This is a genomic window from Petrotoga halophila DSM 16923, from assembly GCF_002924615.1.
Map to the genome: position 1 here is coordinate 1 of NZ_JALY01000238.1, position 7,741 is coordinate 7,741.

Genomic DNA, 7,741 nt, shown 5'->3' on the forward strand with positions numbered 1-7,741 from the left:
TCTCTGGCAAAAGTTGAAGGATCACAGGATACATAGATAATCCCCTTTTTTGCCATAGAAGAAAGTAATTGGATCTCTTTCTTTTCCAAACCTTTTCTTGGGGGATCCAAGATGACATAGTCAAATCTTTTATCGGAATTTTTCATGAGATACGGTTTTGAACTTGCTAATATGAAATTAACGTTTTTAATAAAGTTTATATGAGAATTTGAGATCGCCGCTTTTACTGAAACTTTGGAGGTTTCAACGGATTCTATATGTTTAAAGAGCGGTGAAAAGTATATTGAAAATAGTCCAACACCAGAGTATAAGTCTAACATAGTGTCATCTTTTTGTGTGTTGTTTTTGAAATATTCTAATATGTGCCTTAATAGCTTTTGTGTAACATTGTAGTTGTTTTGAAAAAAAGCAGTTGGTGGAATTTGGAATTTAAAATCATCAAACTCCTCGTTTAATACTCCTTCACCGAGAAGCGTTTTGTAAGGACCTCGTAGTACAACGCTATCGGAACTGTTCATCAAGTGAATGAGTGAATAAGGATGGAAATTCTGTTGAAAAAACTGTTTTATCTCTTCTTCATAAGGCAAATACTCTGTGTTGGTAACTATAATAACCATCGTTTGATTTTTGGAAAATGATCTGCGGATGACTAAATGTTTCAAGATTCCTTTTTTTGAGTTTTTGTCGTATATTTCGATATTCAATTTATTAACTAGTTCTCTGAATTTATTTCTTATGTTATCAAATAAGTTAGGTGAAATTGGGCATGAGTAGATATCAAGGACCTTGTTTGAATTCGCAATATTTAAACCTAATTTTAAGTTATTATTTTTCTGAAAGGCATATTCCATTCTGTTTCTGTAACCCCAGATTAAATCGCTTTCGATTATGTCATTCACAAGGGAGCTATCTAACTTTCCGATTCTTTCCAACTGTTCTTTTACTATCTCTGTTTTTGATTTTAGTTGGGATTGATAATCATAATCGAGCCATTGGCAACCTCCGCATTCAGGGAAGTGTTTGCATTTGGAGGATACCCTTTGATGGGATGGTTGTATGATTTCTTTTAGATCTGCAAATACTAAATTTTTATTCGTTCTTGTTGGAATAACGGAGACAAACTCTCCAGGGTAAACGTTGTTTACCATGTAGATTTTCCCGGCATAACGTGCCATGCCGTATCCACCGTAGACTAATTTTTCGATGACGATTTTTACTTCTTCATTATCCATCTAAATGCCTCCAAGATGTTAAAATTATTGTCCTTATTAGCGGCCCCTTCGCCCCGCTCCCCGCCCATTTAAGGAAAGGGTCTGGAGCCCCTTAAACCCAGCAAGGGGAGGGCTTCGCCCTGTAACCCATTTACGACTTTTCTACCAAAGAATTGAAGTGTTGGCCTCTTTCTTCATAATTTTTATATTTATCAAAACTTGCGCCAGCTGGTGAAAATACTACATTGTATCCAACTTCACATATTTCACTTAGGTATAAAAACACTTCTTCTAAATTACTTTTGAAGATAAATTTGTGATTCAATGGGTATTTTTTGACTTCTTTTTCCATTTCTCCAAAAACTACAACGGCTTTGGCATACGTTTTAAGTTCTTCTATTAATGGTGTTAAGTCTTCATTTTTAGGGATTCCACTTAGGATTGCTATATAACTCTTTCCTCTGAAACTTTTGTAAGCGTTGTAAGCGGAGTGAGCGTTGGTTGCTTTTGAATCGTTGTAATAATTGACTCCGTTTTTGCTTTTTATCAGTTCTAACCTATACTTTAGTGGTTTGAAAGAGTTTATTGCTTCTTCGATAATTTTTTTAGAGATTCCAAGATTTAACGTCGTCACTGCTGATGCCAAGATGTCTTCTTTGAAGATGTCCAGTTCAAATATTTTGTTGTTGACATGTATTTTTTTGTCTCTGTATTTAATGTAGTTACCTTCAATTACGTCTTTAGAGAAAGTTATAAACCTTTCACTTGATTGATAATCTTTTAGATTTAAAAGATTCACAGAGTCTTCATTGATAACTGCCACTCCTCCTGATTTGAGGGTTCTTAACAATAAGTTTGCTTTGGTTTCGTAGTAATCATTCAAGTCTTTATGCCAGTTTAGATGATCGGGTGCTAAGTTCGTTAATACAGATATTTCAGGAGAAAACCATTTTGACCAGAATATTTGAAAAGAACTAACTTCAACTACGTAATAGTTTAAAGTTTCTGCTGCTTGGGCTAAGGGAACTCCAATATTACCCCCTACAAAGGTTAAAGAATCTGCGAATTTTAATATATGTCCTATTAAAGAGGTGGTAGTTGATTTCCCGTCGGTTCCTGTTATTCCAATAAAAACAGCTTTTTTGTTTGCTTTTTTTATACTTTCCCATGAATACTCTAATTCTGTAGTGTAATCGATATTATTTTCAAATATTATTTTAGCAGCCTTACTGTTTGGAGGGATGCCAGGGCTTACGATAGCCAAATCACAGTTTTTTAAAAGGTCGTTGTGGTCAGTTTCATATTGAATGTTGTTTTTCTTAAAGTATATTTCATCGCTTTTTTTAAAATCTCTGTCTTGACTGACAAAGATTTGATGGTTTGTTTTTAAAAGCTTCGTCAGTAACTCTGCGTTACTCTTTCCGTATCCTACAAGGCAAATCTTCACAATACTCCTCCTAGAGCGACTATTCCAGTTAATAAGTTTATAGTCCAGAATGTTAGAACGATTCGTTCTTCACTCCATTTTTTTAGTTCAAAATGATGATGAATTGGAGCCATTAAAAAGACTCTTTTTTTTCGTATTTTGAAACTTCCCACTTGTATTATAACGCTAAACATCTCTGTAATAAATATAAAACAGGTTAAAATAGTAAAAAGTTCAACAGAATAATATAACGCTAAAGAACCTAATATTCCACCTAAAGCTAAAGATCCAGTGTCTCCCATAAATATTTTTGCCGGTTTTATGTTGTAAAAGAGATACGCTATTACAGGCAATATCAATATGGGAATGTAATTAAAATTCACGCCTGCAATCAGTGTGGTGAATAGTGCTGATGTTACATAAATTCCTGCGGACAGTCCGTCTATTCCGTCAGTTAAATTTGTTGCGTTGGACATACCTGTTAGGTATATTATTCCCCACAGCGGATAGAAATATTTTAGGTCTAAGCTTTTAGTTGTGAAAGGTATTTTCAATATCGAATGGGGATTCATTTTTGATATGAGATATACTATAAAGATGGAGAATAAGAATTGCATTAACAATTTTTGTATGGCTGTTAACCCTGTTGAATCTTTCTTTTTTATACTCAGATAGTCATCGAGAAATCCAATAAACCCAAAAAGTAAAGTAGCAACTCCAATTATCAGAAATAAATCTTCATTTTGAATGAAGTAAGTGAGCATACTCAGAAAAAAAATAGCGAGAACGAATAAAATTCCCCCCATTGTAGGGGTTCCTTGCTTGTAATTATGAAGATCAGGACCTTCTTTTCTGATATACTGTCCAAATTGCCTTTTTTTTAACCATTTTATAAATATTGGATAGAGAAAAAGTAAAACAATAAAAGTTATTAACGTGATATAAAATATTAGTCTTTCCAAATTAAGTCACTTTCCTTGAGATATTTGTTTATTCCTGTAGCGTTAGATCCTTTTATATAGATCACTCCTTCGGTGGTGTTTGATATTATCTCATCAATTGTTTTTAGTTCTTGAAAGAAGGTAACTTTATCGTTTGATAGATAAGTGAATTTTTCTTGTGGATCATAGAAATAAATATGGTCAAAAATGTTTAAGGCTTCTGTTATAACTTTAATGTGGTATTCTTCACTGTATTTTCCTAATTCTTTTATTTCCCCCATTATGATAATTTTAGGGGAAAGACTAAATTTACTTATGCTGTTAAAAGCACTTTTAAAAGATTCGTACGATGCGTTGTATGAGTCGTTCACTATTAAAAGATTTCCACGTTTTATGGTTTGAAAACGGTCTTGAGGGATGTTAATGTTGGATAAATAGTATGGATCGATTGGTAAGTCGATGAATCTCAAAAACAACAATCCTGAAAGCAAGTCTAATATCTGACCTTCACTCCAGTAATTGTTCAGTGTTACCATGAAATCTTCTTTAAGAATTTTGGCGTAAACAGTTGTGGTGTGGTTTTCATTGTAATGGAAGCTTTGTAAAACGGCATCGTTTTCATCTTTGGTTCCAAAGGTTAGTTGTTTCAGATGCTTCGGCGCCAATTCTTTTAATATCGAGTAATCTCCATTGATTATCAAAACCCCTTTATCCATGCTACTTGTTATTTTCATCTTTTCCTTAGCTACCGTTTTTAAAGAATCTAAAAATTCCAAATGTGAAGCCCCTATGTTTGTGATGAATGCAACGTCTAATTTAAAGTATTTCGATAGAAATTCAATATCTCCTTTTTTTCTAAGACCCTCTTCTAGTATGACGGTTTCTTCATTGTTATAGTTGTTTAAAATTGATAAGGGTATTCCTATCTCTGTATTCAAGTTCATCTCGTTTCTAAAGGTTTTGAAATAGGCTAACAACAAATAGTATAAGCATTCTTTCGTGGTGGTTTTCCCGGTGGACCCAGTTATTCCAATCTTTAATTTAGCGTTTTGATTGATTAATGTGGAAGCAGAGATAAGCATTTCTTCCAAGACGCTGTTGACTTTTATTATTTTTTCTTTTGGAAAACCTGCAACATCTTTTTCAACAATTACATAAGACGCCCCGTTTTTCAATGCGTCGTTTATAAAAAGATGTCCATCTGTTTTCTCGCCTTTTAAACATAAAAACACGTCACCTTTGTTGACTTTTCGAGAGTCAATTTGAAAATTGTGGCCTTTATATTTTAACCGTTCTAACACTACCTTCCCGAACTCCTTTTTATTTTGTCAATTAGTTTTTTGGTCACTTCGTAATCGTTGAACTCAACCTTTTTTCCGTGGGCGAAGAGTTGGTATTTTTCATGACCTCTTCCCGCTATGATTACCATGTCGCCTTTGTTGGCAAATCTTAAGGCTGTGTCTATAGCAGTTTCTCTATCAGGTATGATGATGAAATGTTTATCTTTGTCTATACCTTTTGATACATCTTCTATTATTTGGTTGGGATCTTCGTCCTTTGGATCATCGTTGGTGAGAACTATGACGTCTGAATTCTCACTTACAACTTGTCCCATCAACTTTCGCTTTCCTTGGTCTGCGTTTCCACCGGCCCCAAATACTGTGATTATCCTACCTTCAGTTATTGACGAAGCGGTTTTTAATACTTCGTTAAGTGCATCAGGGGTGTGTGCAAAATCGATAACCGCAACAAATCCCAACGATTGACTGTTGGGAACGATTTGAAACCTTCCAGGGACACCTTTAAATGTGTAAATGGGATAGATGATTTTTTCAGGATCCAGCCCGAATAGGGTCGCTATTACAAAGGCATTTGTTATATTGTAAACGTTGAACTTCCCTATCAAGTGGGATCGTATTTCAAAACTTTTGTGTTCCTTTGTTGTGATCGTGAATTTCATTTGTTGAAGCGTTTGTTCGTAATTATTTATAACAAAGTCTGCATTTTTTTTAAATCCATAGGTGATAACTTCTTTTCCACTTTTTACGAAGTCTTCTTTGTTCAACCTGTCAAGATTTATTATTATTTTTCCTTCATCTTTTAAATAGTACATCAGGGATAACTTGATATTTTTGTACTCTTCAAAATCTTTATGATAGTCCAGATGATCCCTTGTAATGTTTGTGTAAGATATGATATCGAATTTAAAACCTTCAATTCTTCTTTGATGGATCGCATGAGAGGATACTTCCATGTTTATAAATTCAATATTATTTTCTTTGCTTTTTTTTAATATTTTGGACAACTCTAAGATACTGGGAGTGGTGTTGTATGGTTCCTTAATTACCTCGTCTTTTATTTTAATTTCAACGGTACTTATTAGCGTCGAATCCTTACCTGATTTTTGTAAGATGTGATGAACTAAAGATACCGTTGTAGATTTGCCATTGGTGCCTGTTACTCCTAGTATTTTAAAATCATCTGGGGAGATGTCAAATAATTTGTGAGATAAATCGGCAGCAGCCTTCTTAATATCATCTACGATTATGTATTGTAGAGAATCAGTTGTTGGGATCTTTTCTTCGTCTTGAGCAATTATTAATGATGCACCTTTATCAAATGCTGAAAGGATAAAATCATGGCCATCGAAACGTGAACCCTTGAAAGCGATGAAAATATCGTCTTTTTCAACATTTTCACTGTTATCTTTAATATCTGCTATATTCAATATCTCATTGTTGATTACTTTCTTTTTTATATTACCGTTTAAAAGTTGTATTAATTCGTTTGAAGGGATTTTCATTAATGTTGCCTCCTAAATAATTGCTTTTCTCATCACTCAAAACTTTTCTTGTTACAATGTAGTAAATTAATATATTTGACAATGTATATAAGACCTGGTATCATATTATTAGCACTTAATATGCAGGAGTGATAAAATGGCTAAGGTGCTACACGATAGACAAAAGGAAATTCTAAAAACTATTGTTGAATTATACATAAAAAACGAAAAACCAGTTAGCTCTGATGAAGTTTTGGAAAATTCAAATATAAAAGCTAGTAGTGCCACTATTAGAAACGATATGCAAAAACTCCAAAAATTAGGATACATTTATCAACAACACTCAAGTGCTGGAAGAATTCCTACAAATCCCGCTTTAAAGATCTATTTTCAAATGATAAAAGACGCCTACAACCAAGAGGATACACATATCGAAATTCCAAAAAAGTACAAGTTTTACGATTTGAATCTTATGTTTCAAAGTTTGAGTGAACTAATAGCCAATACCTTGGAAGGTTTGGTGATTTTTGAATATCCTAATCCAAAATATGTATATATAACACGGGTAACAGTTACCCCTTTGATGGATACAAATAACGTCATTACTATTTTAACAAATTTAGGTTTAGCTGTATCCAGGACGGTTGAAATATATGGTCTGCCACCTTCAAAGGAATTAGAAAATATTTTGAATAATGGTCTTGTTGGCAAATCTTTTCATTCACTTTTCATGTTTCTTTCAGCTCCAAAATTTGAAACAGAAGATCTAAGGGTGACTAATTTCATAGAGATTTTGGGGCATTTAACATCTGAGTTTAACAGAAAAAAATATATTATAAGCGGTCTTGAAAAAATCATTTCTCAATCTATTCCAGACTTGGAAGCTATCGAAACATTGGCTTCAATGGTTGAAAATGATACAATCAAAGAAGGGATATTTAAACTTTTAGATTTCACCGATGATATAGAAATATTATTTGGTGAAGATTTAAACTCTAAAGCGCTAAAAAAAATGGTATTTTTTTACACTACTTATAAATTAAATGCTAACCCCCTTGGCAGGGTGCTGTTTATAACTCAAAAATACTGTAATTATGAAAAAAATTACTATTTTTTGAGAGAGTATATTTCTAGGCTCTCAGAGATTATATCAAAAAATTTATGAAATTAGTATATAATTTTGTTTATAGACTTAAAAGATAAAAGGTTTTAAAAGGGTTCCAACCTGAAACCCTTTCCCTTGCTAAGCGAGGAGCTGCAAGTCCTTTCCTTATGGTTGAGAAGCGAGATATAAAGGACCGCAGGTCCTTTCCTAAAAGGGTGGGCTGCAAAGCGAAGGGGCAATGTCTTAACTCTTTCTTACGGGTGGGGAGCGGGGTGA

6 protein-coding genes are annotated in these 7,741 nt (G+C 33.5%); 1 reads left to right on the top strand and 5 read right to left on the bottom strand.

Annotated elements, in window-relative coordinates:
* From rlmD to AA81_RS11630, 5 genes are all read right to left on the bottom strand, one after another.
* On the bottom strand, positions 1–1,232 hold a 1,232-nt coding region (gene rlmD / locus AA81_RS11610), incomplete at its 3' end, for a 23S rRNA (uracil(1939)-C(5))-methyltransferase RlmD (RefSeq protein ID WP_103899113.1).
* Positions 1,233–1,362: 130 nt separating this feature from the next.
* Positions 1,363–2,658: a UDP-N-acetylmuramoyl-L-alanine--D-glutamate ligase gene (gene murD, locus AA81_RS11615; RefSeq protein WP_169999768.1), complete on the bottom strand. Its 1,296-nt coding sequence runs from the start codon at positions 2,656–2,658 to the stop codon at positions 1,363–1,365.
* Entirely contained in the window at positions 2,655–3,599 is a 945-nt protein-coding gene (mraY, locus tag AA81_RS11620) for a phospho-N-acetylmuramoyl-pentapeptide-transferase (RefSeq protein ID WP_103899115.1), read from the bottom strand. Before mraY ends, murD begins: the two co-directional genes overlap by 4 nt.
* Complete coding sequence (gene murF, locus AA81_RS11625) at positions 3,587–4,879, bottom strand: UDP-N-acetylmuramoyl-tripeptide--D-alanyl-D-alanine ligase (protein ID WP_103899116.1); 1,293 nt, start codon at positions 4,877–4,879, stop codon at positions 3,587–3,589. The genes mraY and murF overlap by 13 nt, the downstream gene beginning before the upstream one ends.
* The gene (locus tag AA81_RS11630) at positions 4,879–6,381 is read right to left on the bottom strand and encodes a UDP-N-acetylmuramoyl-L-alanyl-D-glutamate--2,6-diaminopimelate ligase (protein WP_103899117.1); all 1,503 of its coding nucleotides are present in this window, start codon (positions 6,379–6,381) and stop codon (positions 4,879–4,881) included. Before AA81_RS11630 ends, murF begins: the two co-directional genes overlap by 1 nt.
* A gap of 136 nt (positions 6,382–6,517) precedes the next feature.
* Here AA81_RS11630 and AA81_RS11635 point away from each other — a divergent pair, with 136 nt between their 5' ends.
* Positions 6,518–7,525: an HrcA family transcriptional regulator gene (locus tag AA81_RS11635; protein ID WP_103899118.1), complete on the top strand. Its 1,008-nt coding sequence runs from the start codon at positions 6,518–6,520 to the stop codon at positions 7,523–7,525.
* Positions 7,526–7,741 lie beyond the last annotated feature (216 nt).